37 protein-coding genes are annotated in these 21,394 nt (G+C 26.8%); all 37 read left to right on the plus strand.

The genetic code is table 11. The features are described 5' to 3' along the window. Positions 1-18: 18 nt before the first annotated feature. The 37 genes from ACRCYC_RS04460 to groEL all read left to right on the plus strand — a co-directional run bounded on the left by ACRCYC_RS04460 (position 19) and on the right by groEL (position 21,375). Positions 19-1,695, plus strand: a complete 1,677-nt coding sequence (locus tag ACRCYC_RS04460) for a hypothetical protein (RefSeq protein ID WP_438533059.1) — start codon at positions 19-21, stop codon at positions 1,693-1,695. 41 nt (positions 1,696-1,736) lie between these two features. After that, a complete protein-coding gene (locus ACRCYC_RS04465; protein WP_438533060.1) occupies positions 1,737-3,341 on the plus strand; it encodes a hypothetical protein in 1,605 nt (534 codons plus the stop codon). A 55-nt stretch (positions 3,342-3,396) separates the two neighbouring features. Further along, positions 3,397-4,029, plus strand: coding sequence for a hypothetical protein (locus ACRCYC_RS04470; protein ID WP_438533061.1), 633 nt, complete (start codon positions 3,397-3,399; stop codon positions 4,027-4,029). A gap of 955 nt (positions 4,030-4,984) precedes the next feature. Continuing rightward, positions 4,985-5,227, plus strand: coding sequence for a hypothetical protein (locus tag ACRCYC_RS04475; protein ID WP_438533062.1), 243 nt, complete (start codon positions 4,985-4,987; stop codon positions 5,225-5,227). A gap of 11 nt (positions 5,228-5,238) precedes the next feature. Next, a complete protein-coding gene (locus ACRCYC_RS04480; RefSeq protein ID WP_438533063.1) occupies positions 5,239-5,574 on the plus strand; it encodes a hypothetical protein in 336 nt (111 codons plus the stop codon). Further along, entirely contained in the window at positions 5,574-6,077 is a 504-nt protein-coding gene (locus ACRCYC_RS04485) for a hypothetical protein (RefSeq protein ID WP_438533064.1), read from the plus strand. Before ACRCYC_RS04480 ends, ACRCYC_RS04485 begins: the two co-directional genes overlap by 1 nt. A 75-nt stretch (positions 6,078-6,152) precedes the next feature. Further along, positions 6,153-6,509: a hypothetical protein gene (locus ACRCYC_RS04490; RefSeq protein WP_438533065.1), complete on the plus strand. Its 357-nt coding sequence runs from the start codon at positions 6,153-6,155 to the stop codon at positions 6,507-6,509. 1,162 nt (positions 6,510-7,671) lie between these two features. Beyond that, positions 7,672-7,863, plus strand: a complete 192-nt coding sequence (locus ACRCYC_RS04495) for a hypothetical protein (protein ID WP_438533066.1) — start codon at positions 7,672-7,674, stop codon at positions 7,861-7,863. A gap of 2 nt (positions 7,864-7,865) precedes the next feature. Further along, positions 7,866-8,138, plus strand: a complete 273-nt coding sequence (locus ACRCYC_RS04500; RefSeq protein WP_438533067.1) for a hypothetical protein — start codon at positions 7,866-7,868, stop codon at positions 8,136-8,138. Beyond that, the gene (locus ACRCYC_RS04505; protein WP_330112497.1) at positions 8,126-8,416 is read left to right on the plus strand and encodes a hypothetical protein; all 291 of its coding nucleotides are present in this window, start codon (positions 8,126-8,128) and stop codon (positions 8,414-8,416) included. Before ACRCYC_RS04500 ends, ACRCYC_RS04505 begins: the two co-directional genes overlap by 13 nt. 2 nt (positions 8,417-8,418) lie before the next feature. Beyond that, complete coding sequence (locus ACRCYC_RS04510; protein WP_330112498.1) at positions 8,419-8,703, plus strand: hypothetical protein; 285 nt, start codon at positions 8,419-8,421, stop codon at positions 8,701-8,703. Further along, positions 8,703-9,323 carry a hypothetical protein gene (locus tag ACRCYC_RS04515; RefSeq protein ID WP_438533068.1) on the plus strand — a complete coding sequence of 207 codons (621 nt, stop codon included), beginning with the start codon at positions 8,703-8,705 and terminating at the stop codon, positions 9,321-9,323. The genes ACRCYC_RS04510 and ACRCYC_RS04515 overlap by 1 nt, the downstream gene beginning before the upstream one ends. 46 nt (positions 9,324-9,369) lie before the next feature. After that, complete coding sequence (locus ACRCYC_RS04520; RefSeq protein ID WP_438533069.1) at positions 9,370-9,768, plus strand: hypothetical protein; 399 nt, start codon at positions 9,370-9,372, stop codon at positions 9,766-9,768. Between the two features lie 46 nt (positions 9,769-9,814). Beyond that, positions 9,815-10,591, plus strand: coding sequence for a 3'-5' exonuclease (locus ACRCYC_RS04525; RefSeq protein ID WP_438533070.1), 777 nt, complete (start codon positions 9,815-9,817; stop codon positions 10,589-10,591). A 14-nt stretch (positions 10,592-10,605) separates the two neighbouring features. Then, positions 10,606-10,902, plus strand: a complete 297-nt coding sequence (locus ACRCYC_RS04530) for a hypothetical protein (protein ID WP_330112502.1) — start codon at positions 10,606-10,608, stop codon at positions 10,900-10,902. Further along, entirely contained in the window at positions 10,889-11,215 is a 327-nt protein-coding gene (locus ACRCYC_RS04535; protein WP_330112503.1) for a hypothetical protein, read from the plus strand. Before ACRCYC_RS04530 ends, ACRCYC_RS04535 begins: the two co-directional genes overlap by 14 nt. Positions 11,216-11,227: 12 nt before the next feature. Further along, positions 11,228-11,431 (plus strand): hypothetical protein, encoded by a 204-nt coding sequence (locus ACRCYC_RS04540; RefSeq protein ID WP_330112504.1) that lies wholly within the window; start codon positions 11,228-11,230, stop codon positions 11,429-11,431. Further along, positions 11,421-11,585, plus strand: coding sequence for a hypothetical protein (locus ACRCYC_RS04545; RefSeq protein ID WP_438533071.1), 165 nt, complete (start codon positions 11,421-11,423; stop codon positions 11,583-11,585). The genes ACRCYC_RS04540 and ACRCYC_RS04545 overlap by 11 nt, the downstream gene beginning before the upstream one ends. Before the next feature lie 15 nt (positions 11,586-11,600). Continuing rightward, positions 11,601-12,137, plus strand: a complete 537-nt coding sequence (locus ACRCYC_RS04550; protein WP_438533072.1) for a hypothetical protein — start codon at positions 11,601-11,603, stop codon at positions 12,135-12,137. 10 nt (positions 12,138-12,147) lie between these two features. Further along, entirely contained in the window at positions 12,148-12,489 is a 342-nt protein-coding gene (locus tag ACRCYC_RS04555; protein WP_438533073.1) for a hypothetical protein, read from the plus strand. Positions 12,490-12,497: 8 nt separating this feature from the next. Next, positions 12,498-12,797, plus strand: a complete 300-nt coding sequence (locus tag ACRCYC_RS04560) for a hypothetical protein (RefSeq protein ID WP_438533074.1) — start codon at positions 12,498-12,500, stop codon at positions 12,795-12,797. Further along, complete coding sequence (locus ACRCYC_RS04565; RefSeq protein ID WP_438533075.1) at positions 12,784-13,236, plus strand: hypothetical protein; 453 nt, start codon at positions 12,784-12,786, stop codon at positions 13,234-13,236. The genes ACRCYC_RS04560 and ACRCYC_RS04565 overlap by 14 nt, the downstream gene beginning before the upstream one ends. 10 nt (positions 13,237-13,246) lie before the next feature. Continuing rightward, positions 13,247-13,681 carry a hypothetical protein gene (locus tag ACRCYC_RS04570; protein ID WP_438533076.1) on the plus strand — a complete coding sequence of 145 codons (435 nt, stop codon included), beginning with the start codon at positions 13,247-13,249 and terminating at the stop codon, positions 13,679-13,681. Positions 13,682-13,724: 43 nt separating this feature from the next. Continuing rightward, the gene (locus tag ACRCYC_RS04575) at positions 13,725-14,057 is read left to right on the plus strand and encodes a hypothetical protein (RefSeq protein WP_330112511.1); all 333 of its coding nucleotides are present in this window, start codon (positions 13,725-13,727) and stop codon (positions 14,055-14,057) included. After that, on the plus strand, positions 14,054-14,296 hold the full coding sequence (locus ACRCYC_RS04580) for a hypothetical protein (protein WP_330112512.1): 243 nt from the start codon (positions 14,054-14,056) through the stop codon (positions 14,294-14,296). The genes ACRCYC_RS04575 and ACRCYC_RS04580 overlap by 4 nt, the downstream gene beginning before the upstream one ends. Positions 14,297-14,313: 17 nt before the next feature. Continuing rightward, positions 14,314-14,511 (plus strand): hypothetical protein, encoded by a 198-nt coding sequence (locus tag ACRCYC_RS04585; protein WP_330112513.1) that lies wholly within the window; start codon positions 14,314-14,316, stop codon positions 14,509-14,511. Positions 14,512-14,528: 17 nt separating this feature from the next. Next, entirely contained in the window at positions 14,529-15,104 is a 576-nt protein-coding gene (locus ACRCYC_RS04590; RefSeq protein WP_438533077.1) for a hypothetical protein, read from the plus strand. 1 nt (position 15,105) lies between these two features. After that, on the plus strand, positions 15,106-15,336 hold the full coding sequence (locus ACRCYC_RS04595; RefSeq protein WP_330112515.1) for a hypothetical protein: 231 nt from the start codon (positions 15,106-15,108) through the stop codon (positions 15,334-15,336). Positions 15,337-15,381: 45 nt separating this feature from the next. Then, the gene (locus ACRCYC_RS04600) at positions 15,382-15,507 is read left to right on the plus strand and encodes a hypothetical protein (RefSeq protein ID WP_330112516.1); all 126 of its coding nucleotides are present in this window, start codon (positions 15,382-15,384) and stop codon (positions 15,505-15,507) included. A 629-nt stretch (positions 15,508-16,136) separates the two neighbouring features. After that, positions 16,137-16,694 (plus strand): hypothetical protein, encoded by a 558-nt coding sequence (locus ACRCYC_RS04605; RefSeq protein ID WP_438533080.1) that lies wholly within the window; start codon positions 16,137-16,139, stop codon positions 16,692-16,694. Positions 16,695-16,712: 18 nt separating this feature from the next. Continuing rightward, the gene (locus tag ACRCYC_RS04610; RefSeq protein WP_438533081.1) at positions 16,713-17,351 is read left to right on the plus strand and encodes a hypothetical protein; all 639 of its coding nucleotides are present in this window, start codon (positions 16,713-16,715) and stop codon (positions 17,349-17,351) included. A gap of 8 nt (positions 17,352-17,359) precedes the next feature. Further along, a complete protein-coding gene (locus tag ACRCYC_RS04615; RefSeq protein ID WP_438533082.1) occupies positions 17,360-17,782 on the plus strand; it encodes a hypothetical protein in 423 nt (140 codons plus the stop codon). 358 nt (positions 17,783-18,140) lie between these two features. Next, positions 18,141-18,467, plus strand: a complete 327-nt coding sequence (locus tag ACRCYC_RS04620; RefSeq protein ID WP_438533083.1) for a hypothetical protein — start codon at positions 18,141-18,143, stop codon at positions 18,465-18,467. A gap of 93 nt (positions 18,468-18,560) precedes the next feature. Further along, positions 18,561-18,773: a helix-turn-helix domain-containing protein gene (locus ACRCYC_RS04625; RefSeq protein ID WP_330112526.1), complete on the plus strand. Its 213-nt coding sequence runs from the start codon at positions 18,561-18,563 to the stop codon at positions 18,771-18,773. Then, positions 18,774-19,205 carry a single-stranded DNA-binding protein gene (locus tag ACRCYC_RS04630; RefSeq protein WP_438533084.1) on the plus strand — a complete coding sequence of 144 codons (432 nt, stop codon included), beginning with the start codon at positions 18,774-18,776 and terminating at the stop codon, positions 19,203-19,205. Between the two features lie 71 nt (positions 19,206-19,276). After that, positions 19,277-19,510, plus strand: a complete 234-nt coding sequence (locus tag ACRCYC_RS04635) for a hypothetical protein (RefSeq protein WP_330112528.1) — start codon at positions 19,277-19,279, stop codon at positions 19,508-19,510. Between the two features lie 314 nt (positions 19,511-19,824). Next, a complete protein-coding gene (gene groEL, locus ACRCYC_RS04640; RefSeq protein WP_438533085.1) occupies positions 19,825-21,375 on the plus strand; it encodes a chaperonin GroEL in 1,551 nt (516 codons plus the stop codon). Positions 21,376-21,394: the final 19 nt, after the last annotated feature.

A 21,394-nucleotide genomic window follows, 5' to 3' on the forward strand; every position in this document is an offset into this window, starting at 1 on the left:
TACCAAAGGAGAAATGAAATGAAAAAGACAATAATTGAATTAAAAGATGGTTTAGTAGGAAGATTAGCAAAAAAGGAAATAGCAAAAATAGCATCACAATATAAGTTAGATATAGTTAATGATGATGCAGAAGTAGTGCTTAAACAAATAACAAGTGTGAATGCACTTAACTACTATAGGAATGTAAAGGATAATACATTCTTATTTACTGCAGATGGAAATGGAATAAAGTTCTATTCACCTAGAACTACTAAGATTGGTAGAAAGTTCGTTAAAGGTAGAAAAGAAGGAATAAGAACACAATCACCTTTAACAGTAGATGAGGATAAGGCTAATACGTTAGCAATAGTTGATTATCTATTAGGTAGAACAAATGAAATAACGATAAAGAACGTAGTATGTCAGCATACATGGGACATACTAGGAATGCTTAATAAGGGAAGATTATTAGATATGGATAAAGCATATTTAATTAAAGAACTAGGGGTATCAGAAAAAGAGATAGAAACACTGATACAAATAGTAGTAGCTCAAACCAACTTTGATTCTTCTGCGTTATCAGAGGTATTCAGAAAGGTGGATACTCTGTATATGTTAGGTAAACCATTACCAAATATAGGAGATAGCTTAATTGCTAACTTGATTAATGCAAGTAGTAAATTGCGTATAGTAAACGCGATTTCAAAAGGGACGAATTCGTCTCAAGAAGAGAAGGATATAAAGATAAAAGGAATGATAGAGAAGGTACAAGAAGAGTTTTCTAAAGCCAAGAAAACAGTAAGAATGTCATTACAAGGAAGTAAGGCATTTGGGAAATATGCAAAAGAAGGCATGGAAACTAAAGGTGTTTATTCACTATATATACCTGATGATACTCTAGCTGATGACGAGATAAGAATACCTCATCCAATGACAGCAGGAGGGAGAGAAGACTATCCAAAATCAGGAGAAGTTATAACAGATGTAAGACATCCAATTACTACTATAACTTTAGGATTTAAAGTAGTTGGATATACATTTGATGGTTCTATAAGAACTAATACAAAAGTATGTTTAGCATATTATGGGGATGCTGATGGAGATGCACATGCAACTCTGTATGGAGCTTGGATGAAGTACCTTAACCACGGAACTACAGAAGACTTAGATAAGTTTGCTAATGCAATGGGTCTTAAAGTAGAAGATTCATCAGCAGGATTCAAAATATCATTCGATGATTTAATTGTAGATCCAATTGATTTACAAACTAATCAAGAGAAATTAGCAGAAGACGGATTAGCACAAGGAGCTGCAAAGCTAATAACAAAATCAGTTACAGGAAGTTTTGGAGCTAAAGAGAGAGATTTAGTATTCAACACTATTTGTAACGATTGGGATATATCAGCAAAGGATATTCATAACAAATCATGGTTATCACAGATACCAGTACAATCTAAAAATATATTAGAGGATTTAAGAGCTGGAAACATGGATGATATGACTAAGAATACAATAAGACTTTTTGATTCAATGTCTAAAGATACATTAACAGCATCATCATCTATAGCAACATTATTAGATATGAATAGAGATGAAGCGTTTAATCTTCTGAATGAACTTAAAGGAATACAAAAAGTTACATTTAGAGGAACAGTGAAACAAGATGAAGTTAAGGAAGAAATAAACTTAGCTGAATTATACAATTTAAAGTTTTAATTAGGAAAAAATAAATAAAAATACCAGAGGAGAAGATTGATATGATGAATAGAATGATAAATAACATAAAGGCAGCAAAAGTAGCAGGAACTTTTACAGGAAAAGAAATGAACCCAAAGAAGTTTGATGAATCAACAGTCTTTGGACCAGGAGATGTTGTTACATATTTCAATAACAGACCTGTAGATAATACAGTTGTAAGAGATGTAGTAATAGAGAGAAAAGAAGCTAAAGAAGTGGAAGAGATTTATGTTCAGAGAGATTTGTACTCTACTGATGATATTAACTGGTTACAAGAAGTAACTAGAATGGATTTAACATCAGTAGGATTTATTTCAGCTGATGTAATAGAGTATGAATCTGATGAGGATTTAAGAACTATAGTTATAAAAATGGCTAGTGGAATTATAACACCAATATATTTCCCTAGAACTGATTCTAATGTAGGAGTATATACAAACTCTAAAGGAAGTTTATCATATGTAATAGATGGAAGAGTTATTATAAATAAAGGTAAACTAGAGTGGTTATCAACTAATCAAGAAGCTTTAATAGAGTTTGAAAAAGAGAAATTAGCAAATGGTAGAAAATCATTCTCTAAGATTTTATCTGAGAAGCAATGGAAGATAGAAGATATGGAGAAAGCACAAGAAACAGGAGATAAAATAATAAAAGCAATAACTTGGATAGGAGAATGTAGATATATATCATTCCCACAATTCAATGATAATTTCCCTATAAATGTAGTATGGGGAGCTATTGAAGAATGGAACTGGGAGAATATACTATCTCAATATCCAGAGGTAAGAAAACAAATAAGAATATCTTCATTAGCACAGAATGGTATAAACGCTAGTGCTGGAAGATTATTAAATGATGGAACTATAGGAGAAGCTAAACCATTCTTTGGAACTAAAGCTAAATTTGATATATCAGCAAATCAATTAGTAAAGAATTTTAAATCAGCTAAGAAAAATAAAGAAAGATGCTTAGTTGTATTAGCAGAGTTAACTATTCCAGGAACAACAAGTCCTATGAATGGTTTAGGAAATACATTAGCTACTAAATCAGCTTATGATGAATATAAATCATTATTAACTGATGATAAAGCTAAAAGTAAAAAGATAACATATCCAGCACATAAAGTATTTATACAAGCTGGAGATAGAGAAGTAGTAAGAGTAAAAGGAGCTACTTCAATAATAGATGCTAAAGCTACTAAAGCGGATAATAGCATTGAAGAGAAAATTGTAGTTTTACCACCGAGAGAATATACTCCAACAGGAGAATTAGGTGTGAAACTAGATCCGTTCAAGTTCTTATTAGCTTGTACAGATAATCCTGTACAAATGGTAGAGCTTGAAGTAAAAGTAGGTACAGAAATAATAAAACAAACTGTACCAGCAATATATTGTGATGTATATGAAGATGCATATCATTCAGCAGTATATTCACTAAGAGTAAAAGAGCAAAATTTCTTTTACTATGGAGCATTATATGATATGTTCAAAAACAACGGATGGAACAAAATGGCTACAGCTATATCAGTAATGCTAGATCACCAAAAGATAGCTCAAGCTATGAATTTCTCAGATTTAGAAAAGATAGCTTTTGAAGAAATAACAGAAGATGAAATATTCAATTAATTGAGGAGTCGAAAGACTTCTCTATTTTTATAACTAACAACTTGGAGGAATAACAATGAAGAAAGTAGGAAATAAAATAATAGGGACTAAAGGAACTGAATTAGAGATAGTATTAAGTGGATTAGCAATGTTAGGTATATATGATCCTTCAGATGATATGGTTAAAGCATTAATGGAAGAGGGAGAATATGAAGAAGTAAATAAAAAAGAAGAACTAGAAAAGATAGCTACAGATTCATTCAAAAATACAAGAGTAGATGATATAAGAGAAGTTATAACAGATGATAATTTCTTTGATTTTGAAGAAGAAACAAATAATGAAACTATAGGAGAATACATGTCATATTTATTTTCAGATAGTTGGAATATATATAAAGCTCAAGTTAGGAGAGGGATTGCTGTCGAAGAAACAGAATTAGAATTTCTTAATAATGGAAAATGTAAAATGAATAAAAGGACTGTAAGCGGTCCTACTATAAGTTATCTTAGAATAATTGTAAATGAAATAAAACCTACTATCACAGGAATGGATGGAAAAGTTTATTCATCAGTAATTACAAGAGAAGAAAAAAATATAAAAATGGTTAGATTTATAATAAAAGAAGAAACAGGAGAAGTAACAATTACATACTATTTAAAACAAAGGGAAACACTAGCAAAAGAAAGAGAATCAGCTATGTGGAGATAACAACAAGGTAATAGAGAGAGACGAATTCGTCCCTTTTCTGTTACCTTTTTTTCTTAGCCTACTGTTTACCCTATTTTTTTCTCTCTCCTATCAGCTGGTCTTTTTCTATAGCGTGTTGTCCTATCCTTTCTACTGCCTACTGCCTACTGCCAACAGCCTATAGCCTAATGGGGGGGTTCTTCTTTTTATGTTTTTTTTATAATATTTTTTATATATTTATAAATTTATAAAAAAAATTAAATCTTATTTTAGATATAATTTAAACTATTATTATTTAGCTAATTATAATAGAGATTATATAAAAGAATGCTAGTTATTCATTACTAATAAGCATTTGAAAACTTCGGTATTGATAGTCTAGTCCACTATTAATAAAGGAGTATAAGGGACTTATAAAATTATTGGACCAATTTTATAATAGAACTTATGGCTGTATATAAATCTACAATATACAGCACCTAACCTACGGGAAAATATAGAAATAATGTAGGATATTAAATAACAATAATAGAAATCTATACCTAAGCTAAAGATGACAATTTAGCGAACAAAGTATAGTTATAAAACTTCTTTACAAATATAAAAAAGTAGAAAATTTATATTTGTAAAGGGTCAGGGTTTTATAAAAAATAAATTACGCTCAAAAGCTAGTGGAAGTTATGACTCTATTAGCTTTTCGTTTTTTATTATTCATTCGATTACATCATATATTAATCCCCCATTTTTTCGCCGAAATATATGGTGTAGTCAAATGAGTAATAAACATTTATAAGTTGCTATGGATAACTAGAATGCATGATACATATTCCTCCAAGTTTATGAATTTAGTTTCTAGTTATCTTTAGAAGTTTATAAAACTTCATTTTCTCTTTTGATATTTTTATTTATTTGATTGGAGAGGTGGTATTCTCCAGTCAACCTAATTAAGATATCAAACAATTAATAGGAGGCTCGGATGTTACCAATAGGAGAAAGAATTATAATAGTAGGAGAATTTTTAGTTGGTGGAACAGAAATAACACATTTTATAACAGCTGAAAAGATTGGAGAAGAGTGGTTAATGACAATAGATGTAGAAAGATACAATAAAAGTACAAAGAGCGTGTCTGAATACACAACTACAGTTCTGTCATGTCAAGAAAAATTAACAGAATACTTAAACACATTAAATATGAACAGATATATTAGATTAGCATAGGAGGAATAGAAATGAAATTTGGTTTAAAAATAGGAAATTTAAAAGTATTAGAGGCAGTATTAGAAAATGTGGAGTTTGAATTCGATGGATCTTATCTAGAATTAAAAGATGCAGCAGCAACATTCTTATCACAAATACAACTACAAACTATTCCATCAAATGGAATTGTAAACGATAAGATAATCGAAGAAAAACAAGAGAAACAAACAGATAAAAGTTTAGAAGAAAAATATAACATCACAAAAGACCAAGCTGAAAAATTAGGTGAGTCATTAAATCAACTAGGAATAAGCGAAGAAGTACTTTTGAAATTAGCAGAAGACTTCAAAAAGGGAGGAAACAGATAATGTCAATAAATATAGCAACACCAGAATCACTAAAATTAGCAGAAACTTTAAAAGAGTTATTGCCAAATGAAGGTTATTGTTTGATGGGAATACATGAGAAAACACACGTATGGGCTAGAGGGATAAATAACCTAGCAAGAACAAAGCCTATAACTGTTAAAGACTCACAAGAAAAATCAGCAGAAATTTTATCAACAGGTCAGATTGGATTCTTTGGAAATTTACACAATTGTACAAAGCCAGAAAATCTAAATGACTTTAATCTTGCACCTACAATGGTTGATGATGAGCATGATACTACAGTTAAGAAACTTGTATTAGCAGGAAAGAAAATAAACAAATTAGGACAGACAGTTATTAAGATGACTGCTGTAATTTGGAGAGAGTACACTGAAGAGGAGAAGAAAGAGTACGAAGCGAAGAAAGCTCAAGCTCAAGCAATTGATTTAGGATATACTAAATCTGAAACAGATGTAATAGCATCATTAATAAGTGGATTTTAGATATAGAATTTAGTGGCTACTCATAATGGCCACTTTTTTATATATCTAAAACGAATATAACTAGGAGGAATATATATGTTTAAATTAATGGGAAAAACTTTAAAGAATTTAGGAAAGAATACAGCGATAGGAATATATAGTGCAGGAAAAACAGCTACAAATTTTGTAGGTGAATCATTAGAGAATGCAAAGTTTGAAGCTACACAAGAAGAACTAAAAGATTTTGAGGAGCAATTAGAGTTTTTACCACCCGATGAAAGAGCAGCAGTTTTAGAAATGGCAAAGCAGAAAAGATTAGAAGCTATGGCTGATTCAAAAGCTAAGTTAGTGGTAACTAACATGCAATTAGCTCACAAGAAAAGTAAAAAGGAGGGAGAAATTGATCCAGCTACCTTAAAGGCATTAGCTAAGATTTTACAAGCACAGAAATAAATGGTAATATAGATTTAGTGAAATCCAATATAAACATTTGGTTTGACAGATAACCCAATTAAAAAAACTGTCACATTAAATAATTATTGATAGTTGAATCTATCAATTCCCTTGCAACTTTTTTTTAATAAAATTAGAGATGAGTTTCCCATAGTTCTCATCTCTTTTTTTATTTATAAACTTCACTATTGCTGTAAGCAAGGTGAGGAAAAAACTTTTTCAAATGTTGCTAAATATTAAATTTTCATTTGAGACGAATTCGTCTCTTTTTTTATTTCCACAAGGTGAGGATAAGAAAAAATAAAAAAAAGCTACGGTTATTACACCATAGCCAAAACAAAAGGAAGATACATAAATGTATCATAAGTAACACTTACATAAGTAAGTTCACAAGTTACTATAACAGTTAAAATAATACTGCGATAAAAAAAAGCGGCAAAGCTCATAATCGCATTCGAAACTTTTTAAAAAGGTACGCTAACTTCTACAAAAGATTATCATAAGTTTTTTTCGAAGTCAAAATACCTAAGTTTAATTTTAACAAGCACAGATTTTATATCTCGCAATTAATTGATAAAACAATAAATTTTATAAGAGTATTTACAGATAATTACTAGATGATTATGTAGATAGTTTTATAAATAAATTTATATTATCAAGGTGAGGAAAAAATTTTATTTTTATCTGTCGCATATGTCATAACTAGGTACAAATAGCTATTTTTAATATTTACAATAAATTTCCACTATTTTTTTATGTAAAAAAATACCTAATTCAAAATCATGGCTAAACACCAGCTTATAAAAACATTTAAATAACTAAAAGAATCTTTATATTTTCCCTCTCCTAGTACAGATTAAAACCCTTTATAGTTATTAGTGCGATTTTGTGTTTATATGTAATTTATTATATAATAATAAAACTGCATATTTTTTTGTAAAAAATGACAAGCTAAAGATAAGTTTTTCCTTTTATTAATATACCTATAAATCTAGCATTAATCGAGGTGCGACAAAAACCTCTTATAAATACATTATAAACAGATTATAAAAATTAAATTTAAGGCTTATAAGAGCCATTTGTAGAGCGTTTAAGCTATTAATGGTAAATTTATATTTGTTAAATTTAAAATGCTTAAAAATAGATTATAGAGGTGTATTTAATGAAGAATAATTTTATCGGAATTGATAAAGAGTGGCAAGGTAAGAAATATAGAATGGTTTTTAAATTGCCATGTAAAAAATGTTGTTTTTTCCAAGATGATGAGTTATGCCTAGCTAGTGAAAAGGTATTAGGCAAATGTATAACAACAGATAAAACAAAAGGAGTATTTATAGAAATATTAAAGGAGTAATTATGTTAGATGTAATGAATTATGTATTGGTATCTATAGCACTTGGTTTAAACGCTTATACTGGGTACATCATAGGTAAAGGTTCTAAGTCACTAGAAGAAATGGAAAAGGTTATAAAGCTTAATATGCTTTTCAAAAAAACTTATTTAGTAAAACGTACAGTAGGTGGCTACTATCTTTATATAAAAGAAATTGATTGTTGCAATAAAAAGAAATTTAAAAACTTAAAACAAGTTAAAGAATATATTATAGGAGAGAACAAATGGGAAGCATAGGAATAAATCTTACTTTTGCAATTTTAGGATTTGCATCACTTCAGCTTGGAATAAAAGTTGCTAAGAAAAATAAAAATTTAAAAAGAATAGAAAAAATACAAGAAAAATACGAAGGATTATTCTTTATTACAATGGGAAGAAATGAAGTAGTTTTATCAGGATATACAGATAACTTTAAATCATCTATAATGAAAACTTTTAAAAGTATAGATGATTTAGAATATTTTATAAAACATGAATATAAGAATGATACTAGGGTAATTTTACTGGAGGATTAATTATGAAGTTTGTGTTTTTAACAAGACAAAGTAAAGGTATAGGTAAAAATGGTAGACCAAGTAAAGAAACAAGAAGAATGAAAGTTAATTTAGGATATAAGAAGCGTAATAATAGTTATTCAGCTAAATTGACTCTACCTTTATTATGGTTGAATGATATGGGATTAGATTTAGAAAACAAAGAAATAGATGTTAGTTACGATCCTAGAATGAGAAGAATAATAATAGATAGAATAAAGAAAGATGATAAGAAAATATTAAGTGAAGAATTAAAGGAGGGTAAATAATGATTAAAAAATCAAATAGAGAATATCTTAGCTTAGGAGAAAATCAAAGAATTATAGATTTTAATTTATACAATGAAAAAGATCATAGAAAGGTTTTTAATAAAATAGTTGATAAATATTTAGATTATAGTAAATTCCCAATTAAGAAAATTGTTTACAAAAATATAATGAATAGACACTATTATCAAATAAACAATAATGTTTTAGTAACTATATTTGAAGGAGTAGACGAACAAGATTTAGGGATTTTAAAATCTGTTGAATTAAAGATTAGACCTAGTAGAGAATTACCTAAGACATTCGATATGATAAATAAGGATACTGAATTTTGTAAAGAAGAAATTCCTGATGATGAAATATACCTAGATAGAAATTGTACTAATATTTTTGTAGTAAAACATTATAAGGAGAGAGTTAATTTAGTAGGTGGAGTTACAGGAGAAACAGCTTTTAAAACTCAAGAAGGAGCTAAAGAATATTACCAAAAGTTAAAGGAAGAAATTGTAGGTAAGTTCAAGATAGAGAATGAGAATGTAGATATGCTTGAGTATAGTTTTGAAGATGAAGGAGTTACTTGTACTGGATTTATCTTTATAAAAGTACAAGAGGTATTAAGTTAATTTCCCTCTCCAAATAATGAGAGATGAATATAAAGGAGAGTATTATATGAAAACTATTTTAACATTACCTAGTATAAAGAGTGAAGATGTTGAGAAGATTATCTCTTTCTTTAAATATTATGATAAACATTCATTTATAACAAAGGAACATTTAGTTGATAGAACTGAAATAAGTATGGAAGTAGCTGATGAAGTTATAAATTTATTATTAGAAAGAGGGATATTCAAAAAAGCTTATATATTTTGGTGCAAGTGTGATGAAGAACAACTGAATGTTATATATGAAGAAGAATATAACAAACTAGATTATGAAATGTGTGGATATTGTTGTAAAGAATATATAGGAGAAATAGCTAAGAAACAATATAAATTAAAATATCAGTTTCAAGTAGATGGTTCAGAATTATGCTTAGAGAAAAAAGAGACGAATTCGTCTCAAACTTAAATAGATATAATAGAAAAAAATTAGATTAGAGATAGGAGAGTAATTTATGTTTTCAGGAGTAGATATTGATGGAAAATCTTTTACAGATTGTTTTGAATGTAAAAAAGGAGCTAATGGAGATTTAAGTTGTTCTCCAGGAAGCAAAGTTAAATCTGTAATGCAAGGTATGTGTTTTTACGGTGATTTATTAGACGAATATAAGAAAGATGAAAACAAGATAACTTTAATATTTTTTGATACAGAAACTAATGGAATGAGTTCAAATAATAGTGTTCTTTCTATAACAGCAACGAAAGCACAAATGGATAAAGAAACATTTGAGATAGAAGTATTAGAAGAATTTACAAGATATTATTTTGCAGTAGAACCATATAATCAAGGAGCTATATCAGTAAACGGACTTACATATAATAAAGTAATGGAATTAAGGAGAGAGAATAAATCTAATTATGCTAACTACTTTAAAGATGATACAGAGGATTTGGAGAAGTTTTTCGGAGATGCTAAACATTTTATAGCTCATAATATAGATTTTGATTCTAGATTTATTAAAAGAAGCTTAGACTATAAGTTCTGTACTATGAAGTTAAATACATCAAAAGTAGGAATTTATAATCCGTATAAAGGTAATTTTAAATGGCCGAAATTATTAGAAACAGCTAAACACTATGGAATAAATATACAGGAAGAAAAGTTACACATGAGTTCTTATGATGTTGAGTTAACAGTAGAAGTGTTTAAGAAAATGTTAGAAGACGAATCTTTAAGCACATATATAAAGAACTTTGTATTAAACAACCAATCTTGTACAAATGAAATTTAATATTAGGAGAAAAAATGATAAAAGAAAAAGATTTTTTTGAAAGAATTGCAAAGGCTGGAATAAAAGATGAAGGAGATATTTTAGATTCATATAATTTATTCGTCTTTCTAGGATTATTAACTAAAGAGGGATATTGCTTATCTTTAACATGCGGAGAAGAAGATATAATAACATTTAAGAATATGAAAACTAATAACAAATTAAAGCTAAAAGAAATTATGTTGATAATTTCAGGAGTACCAGTAGAAGAAATTGAAAAAGAGACGAATTCGTCTCATTTATCACAAGGCGACAATAATGGAAAAAATTAAAATAATATTCCTAATAGTAATACTTGTATTTTGTGGGTTGAGTTTAATTAGTTATGCTGTTGATATTTTTAATAGGATGCTTATGTGGAGAATATTAAAAAAACATAAAGGTGATTATGTAATAGGAGTTATAAAAAGAAATTATGATACTGGTAAATTTGAAAAGTTATCTTATATACAAAGAATAGATCAAAATGGGTACTCACATTGGGATTTATCAGAGAAAACATTGTTTTTTAACTCTCAAACTGATGCTTTAAAAGCAATATATAAACATGAGTTTTCTAGTTCTTTAACAGTTTTACAATTGTAGAATGGAGATATAATGGTTAAATCAAAAATTATAAAAGATAAATATAATGATTTAAAATCATGGGAGATAATAAAACTTTCAGGAGGATATTATTTAAAGCAATATATATGTGGAAAACAATTTGGTAGAGGAATAAGAACTACTAAAAAATTTATTATGCAGATTTTAGATATAAAAATAGAATTTAAGAATGGAGAACTAATAATTGAAGAATAATGAGAAAGTATTAAGTAGAGAAGATAGGTTTTATGATACGGCAGCTCGTTGTTATAATTGCAATCATAAATTATTAGATGGAGATAATGATCCTTATTGTGAATTAGATAATATGACTGTAAATGATAATTACTGGTGTAATATGCATGATTAATATATGGAGGGAACAATGGTAACAAGATTTGTAAACTTAGTAGTAAACATTAATATTTCAGAAGAAGAGTTGAAAAAAAGACACTTAAATAAGGAAGAGAATTATGATGATATTTGGTATAAGTGCATTGGTGTGGTTGTAAGTGAAAGAGATTCAAAAACACAAAGAGTTAGTTTGAAATTAGAATCAGTTGAAGGAGAAGACTTAGAGAAAATCTTATCTTTAGAAAGAAAACAAAGTAAAGTCCCTCTCCTAAACGTTTCAGCATATATCTATAATTTAAATCAGGAATATAAAGATTTAATAGCATTAATACCATTGCAAAATGGAGAAATGTTTTCTAGATATTTAACTAACGACTTAGATATATATGAAGATGATTTTACGTATGTTGAAGAAACAACAGATAAAATAGCATACTCAGAAGAATGGAGAGAATGGGAGTTTCATGATTATAAATGGGTAGCAATTATAAGAGAAGAACAAAGTGGAGGATATTCTCAAAGAACATATGCTTTAAAAGATTTAAACAATTTAAATTTATGTAAATAAGGAGATTAATATGATTGATATAAAATTAGGAAGGAGAACATTTATTGGAGGGATTATCCCATTAAATGACGAAGAAAAATTTAAACTTTATTTAAACGCTCAAGAAGATATGGAAAGTGTAGTTGATTTTTTTGAAACATCAGCAAATTATAAAGAGAATTATCCAGAAGGTAATCCAGAAAGATTTGAAATAGAATTGGAAGATGATGAAGATTGCGAAGAAAAAGTTTCTAAAGTTTTATTCAATGGATATAAATATGCAATCAGATTATTTAAAATAGAGTTCTTTGGAACTTCAGAAAGGCTTGTATTTGTTAGAAGTTTAGAAGGACTTAATTTAGAAAAATACTAGGAGGAAAAATGAACTCAGATTTAGCATTAATAATAACTACTACTTTGGCAGAGTTAGAAGAGCAAACAAAAGGAAAAGCTTTTTTTAGCATTGAAGAGAATACTTGTCTTGGAGGAATTATTGTAAGAGGAATAGAGTACAATGAGGATTCAGTAATAGAGAAATTAAGTAAAATGCATATAAAATTAGGATTAAGATCACTAAATCATTTAGGTATTGGAAAGAATATAATAACTTTTTATTTGGATGTAAGAGAAAATAGATTAACAGAAGAAGAATTAGAGGAGTTAGAATTTGAAGAATTCTAATAATTTTCAAATGAATAAAATAGTTGTAGATTCTAATACTTTTGAATACCCTAAGGTATTAGAGTACAAATCATTATATAAGTATAATGATGTTGAATTATTCTTAAAATATTCATCAACTAGATTATGTGAAGGATGTTATTTTTATAAAAATAAAATACTTTGCCATAATGGATTTGAAAAATTACAGGAAAATGGAGTAATATGCCAAGAAACTTGGTTTAATGGAAACGAAATTAGAAATTTTATATTTGTTACAAAACAAGAATACTTGATTTATAAGGAGAGTTTAAAATTGAAAACAGAAAGAGAAAAATACATAGGATACATAAAAGAATATTCTGAAGAGTTAGGATTAGAAGAGCCAGATTATGAGAAAATGTCTTTACATGAACTATCAATAATGGCAGACGGATTATTAGAGATATTAGATAAATAGTGGAGGGTTTATGTATTTAGCAATTTTTTCTTGGTGTGATAATGAAGAAAGAGATTTTGGAACTGATTTTAAAATTAGTGACAATTTAGAAGAAATTAAAAAATATTCTTTAGATATTATGAGAACAGAATTACCATATCTTCCAGAAGAAGATTTGTTAGAAAAAATGGATGATATGGGTAATTGGGAAAGTACAAATTCTCGTGTAGACATTCATAATATAAAACTTGATACAATAGGAGAAATAACAAAAGATTTAGAAAATAAGTTAGTTAAAGTTGATGAGTCTGAAGATAACAAATGTTTATTAGTTAGATTTAAGAATGGTAAATATGATTGTTTAAAAACATCTAAACTAAATATAGTAGGACAAAAATTAGAATACCATACACTAGAATCAGTTTGTTTAGTTGCAGATGAGCTGAATAAAAATAATGAAATCTAAAAAGAGACGAATTCGTCTCTTTTTATTAAAAAAGGTGATTGTAATGACAGAACTAAATTTTTTATCAATTCATTTAGAAGCTGGAAATAAAATATATATAAGAAACGATAAGAAAAATTTAAAGTACATGGATGAAGGCTATGTTAGAAGAATACCCTTAGTAGATATCCTGAAAAATAGTTACATAGATATAAAAACACATAAAGTAGGTAAATACAAAGTTTATGAACTTTATGTAGAGGAAGAACAAGAGTATTGTATAAATTGTAACAAAAGCTATAAGGAAGACTCTACAAATGAATTATATTGCGATTTAGAAGAAGTAAAAGTAGATTTATATTATAAATGTAGATTTTATAATGGTGATCACCTATGAGAATAAAGTATACTCAGGGAGATAGTAAGATTTTTAGCGGAGAAAATTTTGTACAGAATGGCTTGTTATATAAAAAATCAGGTTATTCAAGTAATCAAAAAAGAATTAGAAGAGATTACTTGAGGGAAGATGGAAAAAGATTCTTTATTTGCAGTTCTGGCTTGAGATTAAACAGGACACTAATTGAATATGAATTAGTAAAAATAAATGGTGAAATTATAGAAAGAATAGTAAAATAGAAAGGGGAGGTGATAATATGAGTTTTCTTATTCATTTACCCGATTATTTAAAACAAGTTATGTTAAAACAATTAATAGTTAAAAGAAGTAAGTTAATAGAAGAATTTAAAATAGCAACTGGTTCAGAAAAAGAAGAAATAGAAAATAAAATTTTAGAGAAAAATACTAGGATAGACAGGATAAAAATAAACTTAGAAAAGAAGAATAAATATTAGTAATGGGAGGGGCGCAAATGAATTTTAAACAGACTTATTTAAAAAAAATGAAAGAAAAGAAATATATTATCGGAGGAGAGTTTGTTTATTATGTTAATAGATTAGGTTTAAATTATAATATTAGAATTAAAGAAACAATGAATTTATTAAATTTCTATAATTTAAAACTTAAAGAAACTGAAGCTTTGTTAAAAAGAAATAATTTAAAATTAAATTTTGAATTTGATGTTTTAACAGAGGCATTAGATGTTATTATCACGTCCTCTGGCTTTGTATATGATGTGGTAATTGATAGGCTTGTAAAGATGAAACTAACAGCTTATAGTTCGAAAAACAAATTTGATTTAGAATGTGATAAAAAATATGGTGATATAAGAGTAGCATATCAATATTTAGAAACAATTATAGGTTATTATTATAACTATTGTATAGAAACTGCTAATGTCTTAGAAATAGATGAGGAGATCAGATTAGCAATTATATACACAAAAAATTTATTACGTTTAATAAGAGAAAATACAAAGAAAAAAGAAAGTAAATACAACAAATTCGTAGGAATGAATTTAAAAAATTATTCAAGATTAGGAGTATAAGATGGAAAAGAAACCTTCGGAAGAATCAATATTATTAATAGAGGCAACAAAAGGATTTGTAGATAAAATATCATCAAAATATGACATTTTAAAAGTTGATGATAAATTAGTTTTAGTTACAAAAGATAGAAATAAAGGAATAGAGCTAGAAAAGTTATTTGAATCGTATCTAGATAGAAGTTATAAATCTAATAATGGAACTTCAGAAGATTTATTTAATAAAAAAATATAAAAATTTTAGAGGTTGGTAACAATCTCTTTTTTTTAAGGAGGTTTTATGTACGAATGCATATATTGCAAAGAGATAGAAATTGGATATTATGAAGAAGAAGAAATTTATAGGTGTAATAATTGTAAAAAAGAATCCATATTTATGGGAGATTTAACAGATGATATTTGTTAAATAAATTAGTTGTTGAAACAAAAAAACAATAGTTCGGCTGAATAATAATTGACTTTTAAAGTATAATATAGACAAATATTAATAAAGGAGAAAAACATGAGTTTAATTATGATTATAATATATTCTATTCTTATAGTATTTTATTATTTATTTGTTTTAAATAATAATTTGGAAGATAGAAGAATTTTTATTAATTATTCAGAAAAAAAAATTGTTGTTATAAAAACTTTGTACGGTTGGTACTTTGTATCGGAAAATAAAAATATCTTTTTAAAAAGTAAAACTTTAGCTTTATTTTATCTCTTATCTAGGGGATATATACCAAAGTAAAATATTTTTATCAAAGGAGAAAATTATGTCACAAAAGTTAAAATTATTGCTGTTTTTATTAATTTTAAATTTAATTTATTTTTATAAATTTAGTAACTTTAACTATTTTAAAATTTTAGCATTAAATACATCAATTGTTACTACATGTATATTTTTTAATAAAAGAAATGTAAAAAGAAATCGATATAAATATTATTTTAAGTAAAGTATGGTTTTTCCATACTTTTTCATTTTTTTGTAAAAAATAAAAAACTAAAGTAACATATTAAAATAAAATTTTAAAAGGAGAATAAAAATAAATGAGATTTTTTACAAAAATTTTAATATTGATTATGTTGGTTTTTGCCATATTAGAAGCCAAAAGTTTTAGAAGTTCATCGAGTACAAGTTCAAGATCAAGTAGTTTTAAATCATCAACAAGCTCCTCCTCAAGCACTAGAATATCATCACCAAGTAGAAGCTCTACAACCACGATAAAGGCTGTTAGACCTACAACAACAACTCACAAGTCTATACCTAAAGTTAACACTGTAAAAAGTACTAATAAAACAATAAAAACAAATGTTAACAATACTAACAAGAATACTATTATTAATAACACTACAATTGTTAATAAAAATGAAAGTAGAAGTTCTAATGATAGATTTGTAAATGGATTAATTATTGGAAATATGCTTAACAGACCTTCAACTCAAACTGTTGTAGTTAGTCCAACTTCATCGTCTATTGTTAGGGAACATGAAGTTATTCAAGAAGATCATATTTATTATAAAAAAAGTCCAAATGTATTTGAGATATTATTGGGAATAATAGCTTTCTTAATAATAATTTTTATTGGAATGTTCATATTTCTATAATATTTAAGAGGTGAAAAAATGATAAAGATGTTTATAAAATTAATAATTAAATTAATAAAAGGTAAAGGCAGTAAATTAGAAAAAAGGCTTATGAGAACAGAAGCTTATTGGGATGGAACTATTGAAGAGGCTAATGAAACCCAAGAGAACATAGAATCTAAATATCATAAAGCTAAAGGTATTTACGAAGCAAAATCGGAAGAGTTATCAATTGTCCAAAGAAATTTAGAAGAAATGTCTGTTAGTTTAAATGAAGCTAAAGAAAGATACAAAGAAACTAAATCAGAAGACGATAAAATTATAGCTAAAACTACATTTGATGAATATAACAAGCTTTTATCTGATGAGAGTATTTTAAAAACAGAAGTTGAAAGATTATTTAAAGTATATCAAGATTTTAGCTCTATTAGAGATAATGCAATAGAAACATTAAATGAACAAAAAAATGCAGCAAATGAAAATAAATCAAAAGTTGAAATTAGCGAGACTATAAATGAGTTAACAAAAGGTATTGATAAAATAAAACCAATAAATGAAAAAGCTAAATTTGAAGTAAATTCAAAATATTATGAAAATAAATCAAAGTTAGATTCAATGTCTTCTAAAATTCCAAAAACAAATAAAACTAAAAAATTTGAAGACTTTTTAAATTCTTAGGTGATTAAATGTTAACAGGAAGAAGTAAAAATCACCTAGACATATTAGAAGTTCTTTGGTTTGAACCGTTTGATAGTTTATTAATATTAGAATTAGATAATTATTCTAAAAACAGATATGGAAGTTTTATGAGATCTACTCAAGATGGAGTAGAGTTTAAAGTTAGCAATAAAATAGTAAAGTGTTCTTTTCATAAATTAATGGATGAAGAACATAAAAATAAGTTTATTAATGAATTATTATATTTAGGAGTTAAAGATAATAAAAAAGCAATAGCATATTTTCATGCAACATATTGCTTGATAGAGTTAATTTTAAATGGTGCAGATATGATAATAATAGAAGCTTATATAGAAGATAGATTTAGTATTAAATTATCTGAAGAAATAAAATTAAGCATAAATAATTATTTAAATAAGAATGAAGTGTGATGCACTTCATTTTTTATTTGTAATTTTTACTATATTAAAAATATCTGCTATAGTATAAAAAATACATATAATGAAGGAGAGAAAATGACAGCAAGGGATAAAGAACTACTTGGTACAATAGAATCTTGTATTGAAAAACTAGGTTTAGAACCTAAAAATATCATAGAGAGTATAAAAGAAGAATTGGAGTTAATGAAAGATTAAGAGGTGATTTAAAATAGCATCAAATTGTATAAATTGTGATAAAGCAAAATATTTTTATTTAGCAGACAATTCATTAATAGTAGAATGTTTATCTAATGGCTTAGGCACTTTGCAGAACGATTGCTTAAATTACAGAAAAGGAAATTCTCTATTTATGATGAGTATTGATTTTTCCAATGAATATCTATGTTCTTTAACAAAAGAGATGGATGAGCATCTTAAAGATGAAAAATTAAAAGAGTATTATTCAACTTATATTTATTTAACTGAAAAAGACGTTGAAGAAGTTGAAGCAAAAGATAAAAAAATAATGGCTCTTAGATTTCCAGGAGCTACAATAGGCTGTATAAAAATAGATGATGATTTTATTATAAAAGATATTGTATTGTACGAAGATATAAGTTTTGATCCTTTTAAATCAAGTGTTAAAGAGGCAATTAAAAAATATATTGGTAGAAAAATCAAAATAATAAAACTTTAAAAAGAGACGAATTCGTCTCTTTTTGTCTATATATATTTTTTGTTATATAATCATTTTTGAAATTAACTTAAATTCAAGGAGTGAAAATCAAAATTGAAAATAGTTTTAGAAAAAACGCTGAAAAAAAAGAATGTAACAATATATAGATTATCTAAAGAGCTAAATTTGTCATACAAGACAACATATAATCTTGTAAAGGGTAATACAAATACTTTAAAAATAGATATATTGAAAAAAATATGTGAAATACTAGATGTAGATGTAGCAGATATATTGATAAAAAAAAATGTTAAGGAGAAAATATAAATGAATTTAGTTGTATTAACAGGACGTTTAACAAGAGATCCAGAGGTTAAGTTTGGACAAAGTGGGAAAGCTTATACTAAGTTTAGTTTAGCTGTGGATAGAGCTTTTCAAAAAGGAGAAACTGATTTTATAAATTGTGCAGCTTTTGGTAAAACTGCTGAACTAATAGGAGAATACCTAAGAAAAGGTAGTAAAATGGGAGTAACTGGCTCTTTACTAATGAATAGATACGAAGTAAATGGAGAAAAAAGAACGAGTTACGAAGTTGCTGTAAATAATATAGAGTTTTTAGATTCTAAGCAGGAAAATAACTCAGGGAATTCAAGTGGTAATAATAACAACAATAATAACAATAATAACAATAATAGCTCACAATATTCAGGTCCTAATGATTTTGGTGGAGGATTTGACGAGAATGACTTTCCATTTTAATAATTAGATAGTATAAAAAATGTTATAATCGTTAATAAAAGATATACTACTTCCAATTGGAGGTGGTTATAGTGAATTATGATAATGTTAGCGATAAATTATTGGATATTCTAAAAGTTGTTATGAATTCAGAAGAAATAACTTTAGATACAGAAATGGATTCTTTAATTAGTACAACAGAAGAAATCCTAGATATTTGTATAAATATAGATTCTATATTTTTTATAAATTGTAATTACAAAGTAATAGAAGATAGTTTTACAGTAAAAGAAATCCTAGAACATATATTGATTTTATTGGATTAAAATAAGTTTATAAAAAGCAAAAAAGTGCAGGGATTGGGTAGATCCTTGCACTTTTTTATTTACTTCTACGAATGTAAAACAATCAAATACTTACTTAGACACTATACAACTTTTTTTATATATAGTCAACTTTTTTTCTATTTTTATGGATCTAAGATTGTGAAAAAAGTATTTTTAAAAAGTTGAACACCCCCTTATAGAGAGCATGTTTGTGAAAGGTATATGTTATTTTTTTAAAAATCTGATTTTGTATTTTGATTTTTATAATTTTGAATATTATCATTATATATAAATATATATTAAGGAGAGTATTTATGAAAAAGATATTTTATAATAAAGATGCAAAAGACAAGATAGAAGAAGCCGTAAATATAATTTATGAAGCTGTAGCTCATACATTAGGACCGAAGGGAGGGAATACAGCATTCAGTATATCGAATTCAACCCCTATAGTAACTAATGATGGCGTGTCAATAGCTAAAGAAATTTCCGTAAAAGATCCAGCTATAAATATAGGAATAGAACTAATAAAACAGGCAGCAATAAAAGCAAATGAAGAGGCTGGAGACGGAACTACGACTTCAATAGTTCTAACAAAGTTTATATTTGAAGAAGGAATGAAATTAATAGAATTAGGTGCAAACCCAATATCTTTAAGAGATGGGATGTACAAAGCACTTAATGAAATATTAGAGTTAATAAGTAAATCAGCAAAGGCCGTATCAACAAATAATGATATACTTAATATAGCTACAATATCATCTGGTTCTAAAGAGTTAGGAGAAGTTATTTTAAAGGCTTTTAGTGAAATAGGAGAAGATGGGATATTACAGGTGGAAAAAGGCAATAATGAAAAAACATTTATAAATACTATAAATGGTTTTCATATATGTACTGGACCTGTTGACGAACATTTCTTAAAAGAAAAAGAATTAAAGTTGGAAAATTGTTATATACTTAATACAAACATTGATTTTGATAAACCAAAAGCAATAAGAAGTTTGTTGAATATGTTAAACAATCAAGAAAAACCTTGTATATTAATAGGAAATTCTTTCTCGCAAGAAGTTATAAGCAACCTATTAATAAACTTCCAAAGAGATATAGTGTGTATTCCTATAGAAGCACCAAGTTTTGGGCCAAAAAGAACTGAAGTTTTAGAAGATTTAGCTTTTATAACAAAATCAGAATTAATAGATAAAAACGACAATATTCATTTAGAAGTATTGACAGAAAAGGAATTAATAAATAAACTAGGTGTAGTGAAAGAATTAAAGATAAAAAAAGATTTGATTATTTTCACAGAATTGCTTGATGAAAAACTTTTGAAAAAAAGAGTTGAAGAATTGAAAGAAAAAAATGTTGATAAAGAAAGAATCTCTAAGTTAGTTGGAGGAATATCTACAATTTATGTGGGTGGACTTTCTAGATTAGAGGTTGATGAGAGATATTATAGAGTTGAAGATGCAATAAATGCAACAAATTCAGCAATAAAAGAAGGTATAGTTCCAGGAGCAGGAAGTGTATTTTATAATATTTCTACAACTAAAATTTCTTTAAAAGAAGAAACGGATTTTGACAAAGGCTATAATATGTTGTACAAAGTTCTTATAAATCCATTTGAAGTAATATGTAAAAATAGTGGATTACAAGTAAAAGAATTATCTTTTGTAAATAAAGAAAATAGTGGAATAGATGCATCAACAGGAGAAATATGCAATCTTATAGAAAGAGGTATAATTGACCCCGCAAAGACTTTAAAATCTTCATTAAAAGCTGCTGTATCTGTAGCATCAACTATTTTAACAACTAATTGTATAGTTGTTGATGAAGAAGAAAAGAAAGGTTATAAAAGTTTCTTATAGAAACATAATTATATAATAT

The sequence above is a fragment of the Paraclostridium sp. genome, from assembly GCF_051657365.1.
GTDB lineage: Bacteria > Bacillota > Clostridia > Peptostreptococcales > Peptostreptococcaceae > Paraclostridium.

What these genes read in the sequence shown, in the direction of transcription:
- ACRCYC_RS04540 (WP_330112504.1), top strand. Translation starts at nt 11,228, where the DNA reads ATGGTTAAATCAAAAATTATAAAAGATAAATATAATGATTTAAAATCA.
- ACRCYC_RS04480 (WP_438533063.1), top strand. Translation starts at nt 5,239, where the DNA reads ATGAAATTTGGTTTAAAAATAGGAAATTTAAAAGTATTAGAGGCAGTA.
- ACRCYC_RS04615 (WP_438533082.1), top strand. Translation starts at nt 17,360, where the DNA reads ATGTTAACAGGAAGAAGTAAAAATCACCTAGACATATTAGAAGTTCTT.
- ACRCYC_RS04580 (WP_330112512.1), top strand. Translation starts at nt 14,054, where the DNA reads ATGAGAATAAAGTATACTCAGGGAGATAGTAAGATTTTTAGCGGAGAA.
- ACRCYC_RS04475 (WP_438533062.1), top strand. Translation starts at nt 4,985, where the DNA reads ATGTTACCAATAGGAGAAAGAATTATAATAGTAGGAGAATTTTTAGTT.
- ACRCYC_RS04500 (WP_438533067.1), top strand. Translation starts at nt 7,866, where the DNA reads ATGTTAGATGTAATGAATTATGTATTGGTATCTATAGCACTTGGTTTA.
- ACRCYC_RS04470 (WP_438533061.1), top strand. Translation starts at nt 3,397, where the DNA reads ATGAAGAAAGTAGGAAATAAAATAATAGGGACTAAAGGAACTGAATTA.
- ACRCYC_RS04595 (WP_330112515.1), top strand. Translation starts at nt 15,106, where the DNA reads ATGGAAAAGAAACCTTCGGAAGAATCAATATTATTAATAGAGGCAACA.
- ACRCYC_RS04585 (WP_330112513.1), top strand. Translation starts at nt 14,314, where the DNA reads ATGAGTTTTCTTATTCATTTACCCGATTATTTAAAACAAGTTATGTTA.
- ACRCYC_RS04460 (WP_438533059.1), top strand. Translation starts at nt 19, where the DNA reads ATGAAAAAGACAATAATTGAATTAAAAGATGGTTTAGTAGGAAGATTA.
- ACRCYC_RS04600 (WP_330112516.1), top strand. Translation starts at nt 15,382, where the DNA reads ATGTACGAATGCATATATTGCAAAGAGATAGAAATTGGATATTATGAA.
- ACRCYC_RS04605 (WP_438533080.1), top strand. Translation starts at nt 16,137, where the DNA reads ATGAGATTTTTTACAAAAATTTTAATATTGATTATGTTGGTTTTTGCC.
- ACRCYC_RS04465 (WP_438533060.1), top strand. Translation starts at nt 1,737, where the DNA reads ATGATGAATAGAATGATAAATAACATAAAGGCAGCAAAAGTAGCAGGA.
- ACRCYC_RS04510 (WP_330112498.1), top strand. Translation starts at nt 8,419, where the DNA reads ATGAAGTTTGTGTTTTTAACAAGACAAAGTAAAGGTATAGGTAAAAAT.
- ACRCYC_RS04505 (WP_330112497.1), top strand. Translation starts at nt 8,126, where the DNA reads ATGGGAAGCATAGGAATAAATCTTACTTTTGCAATTTTAGGATTTGCA.
- ACRCYC_RS04560 (WP_438533074.1), top strand. Translation starts at nt 12,498, where the DNA reads ATGAACTCAGATTTAGCATTAATAATAACTACTACTTTGGCAGAGTTA.
- ACRCYC_RS04570 (WP_438533076.1), top strand. Translation starts at nt 13,247, where the DNA reads ATGTATTTAGCAATTTTTTCTTGGTGTGATAATGAAGAAAGAGATTTT.
- ACRCYC_RS04620 (WP_438533083.1), top strand. Translation starts at nt 18,141, where the DNA reads ATGATGAGTATTGATTTTTCCAATGAATATCTATGTTCTTTAACAAAA.
- ACRCYC_RS04555 (WP_438533073.1), top strand. Translation starts at nt 12,148, where the DNA reads ATGATTGATATAAAATTAGGAAGGAGAACATTTATTGGAGGGATTATC.
- ACRCYC_RS04575 (WP_330112511.1), top strand. Translation starts at nt 13,725, where the DNA reads ATGACAGAACTAAATTTTTTATCAATTCATTTAGAAGCTGGAAATAAA.
- ACRCYC_RS04525 (WP_438533070.1), top strand. Translation starts at nt 9,815, where the DNA reads ATGTTTTCAGGAGTAGATATTGATGGAAAATCTTTTACAGATTGTTTT.
- ACRCYC_RS04495 (WP_438533066.1), top strand. Translation starts at nt 7,672, where the DNA reads ATGAAGAATAATTTTATCGGAATTGATAAAGAGTGGCAAGGTAAGAAA.
- ACRCYC_RS04630 (WP_438533084.1), top strand. Translation starts at nt 18,774, where the DNA reads ATGAATTTAGTTGTATTAACAGGACGTTTAACAAGAGATCCAGAGGTT.
- ACRCYC_RS04485 (WP_438533064.1), top strand. Translation starts at nt 5,574, where the DNA reads ATGTCAATAAATATAGCAACACCAGAATCACTAAAATTAGCAGAAACT.
- ACRCYC_RS04515 (WP_438533068.1), top strand. Translation starts at nt 8,703, where the DNA reads ATGATTAAAAAATCAAATAGAGAATATCTTAGCTTAGGAGAAAATCAA.
- ACRCYC_RS04610 (WP_438533081.1), top strand. Translation starts at nt 16,713, where the DNA reads ATGATAAAGATGTTTATAAAATTAATAATTAAATTAATAAAAGGTAAA.
- ACRCYC_RS04590 (WP_438533077.1), top strand. Translation starts at nt 14,529, where the DNA reads ATGAATTTTAAACAGACTTATTTAAAAAAAATGAAAGAAAAGAAATAT.
- groEL (WP_438533085.1), top strand. Translation starts at nt 19,825, where the DNA reads ATGAAAAAGATATTTTATAATAAAGATGCAAAAGACAAGATAGAAGAA.
- ACRCYC_RS04520 (WP_438533069.1), top strand. Translation starts at nt 9,370, where the DNA reads ATGAAAACTATTTTAACATTACCTAGTATAAAGAGTGAAGATGTTGAG.
- ACRCYC_RS04550 (WP_438533072.1), top strand. Translation starts at nt 11,601, where the DNA reads ATGGTAACAAGATTTGTAAACTTAGTAGTAAACATTAATATTTCAGAA.
- ACRCYC_RS04490 (WP_438533065.1), top strand. Translation starts at nt 6,153, where the DNA reads ATGTTTAAATTAATGGGAAAAACTTTAAAGAATTTAGGAAAGAATACA.
- ACRCYC_RS04530 (WP_330112502.1), top strand. Translation starts at nt 10,606, where the DNA reads ATGATAAAAGAAAAAGATTTTTTTGAAAGAATTGCAAAGGCTGGAATA.
- ACRCYC_RS04535 (WP_330112503.1), top strand. Translation starts at nt 10,889, where the DNA reads ATGGAAAAAATTAAAATAATATTCCTAATAGTAATACTTGTATTTTGT.